Here is a 1,507-nt window from a genome sequence, read left to right as displayed (position 1 = left end):
TCAGACCGTAGACAAACCCCACCTTTACTTCAAGTAAAAGTGGGGTTTTCACTTATTTCGATAAAATCTATCTGGTGTCTTACGCTGGACATGGTTCTTTCCATGTCCAGTTTGCTAATTTTTTAAGATTCATGGCAGCGAAAGTAAGCATCGCTTGCATTGAAACTTTTTTTAGTCCACGAAGTTTCGTCCAACGCATACCATGCTTTTCTTTTGCATCCGCAAAAACGCGTTCTATTGTTTCTTTCCGTTTTGCATAGATGTCCTTATTCATTTGTGTCAGTCTCAGATGGTCTGCTTCATCTAGATAGTCCTGCCAAATATGCCGATGAATTTGTTTGGTATGATTTTGACTTTGTGTACAGCTATCTAGAAATGAGCAGGACTTACATACCTCTGAATCGGACGTATATTGCTTATAGCCTTCTCTAGTCGTTGTACGATAAGAGAGGATTTGCCCGTTTGGGCAAATGTAACAATCAAAATGTGCGTCATACACATATTCATTCTTTTTCAAGTAACCAGCTTTTGTTCTCGGACGAGTGTAAGGCATGACAGGTCTTATCTCTTGATCCATTAAAAACTTGGCGATGTAAGGTGTTTTATATCCAGCATCCACTGCAACTATATTTGGTTTTCCGACTTTCTTTGTCACTTTTGATACGAGTGAATCTAACATACGACTATCATGAACATTTCCACCAGTGACCAGTGATCCTAAAATAAATCCTTTTGAATCACAAGCTGTATGAAATGAATAAGCAAATAACTTTTCACGTTCATCCTTTACATAGTAGCCACTCTCTGGGTCAGTTGTACTGACCTTGATTTCTTTTTCCTTTTCTTTATTCTGTAGGGGGAAGGGCTTTTTTCCATGTTCTTCACGATCAATATTGATCTCCTCATGAAGCTGATTTTGATAACTTCTTGTTTCTACTCGAACGATTTTCTTTTCAAGCTTTTTCTTATTAGCGTTCGCTTTTACATGGGTTGAATCAATGAAGGCGATAGAAGGGTCAACGAGACCTTTTTTCATCGCTTCTCTTAAGATTCGATAAAAAATTTGTTCAAATAAGTCTGTATCGTGGAAGCGTCTCACGTAGTTCTTACCGAAGGTAGAAAAGTGCGGAATTTTCTCCGAAAATCCATACCCAATAAACCAACGATAAGCCACATTGGTTTCGATTTCTTTAATGGTGTGACGCATGGAGCGAATGCCAAATAGATATTGAATCAAAACCATTTTAATGAGGACAACGGGATCCACACTTGGTCTACCGTTATCAGAACTATAATGATCTTTGACGAGATCATAAATGAAATCAAAATCGATCGCTTGATCAATTTTTCGTACAAGATGATCTTCAGGCACTAATTCATCTAAAGCCACTACTTCTAATTGATTTCTTCTTTCTTCTTCACGTTTCGATAACATGTTCATCCCCCACAGAATTGTGTTATTACCCTTATTATATAAAAAAGCTTGTAGACTTTGTCTACAAGCTGA

1 protein-coding gene is annotated in these 1,507 nt (G+C 37.6%); it reads right to left on the bottom strand.

Annotation, left to right across the window (positions count from 1 at the left end):
* Positions 1-79: 79 nt before the first annotated feature.
* Positions 80-1,435 (bottom strand): IS1182 family transposase, encoded by a 1,356-nt coding sequence (locus C6W18_RS19850; protein WP_105928640.1) that lies wholly within the window; start codon positions 1,433-1,435, stop codon positions 80-82.
* Between the last annotated feature and the right edge of the window lie 72 nt (positions 1,436-1,507).

This window comes from Bacillus sp. LLTC93, from assembly GCF_002993125.1.
Taxonomy (GTDB): domain Bacteria; phylum Bacillota; class Bacilli; order Bacillales; family Bacillaceae; genus Bacillus; species Bacillus zhangzhouensis.
Note: the sequence above shows the minus strand (reverse complement) of the source record. Positions and strands in the feature narration are given on the sequence as shown.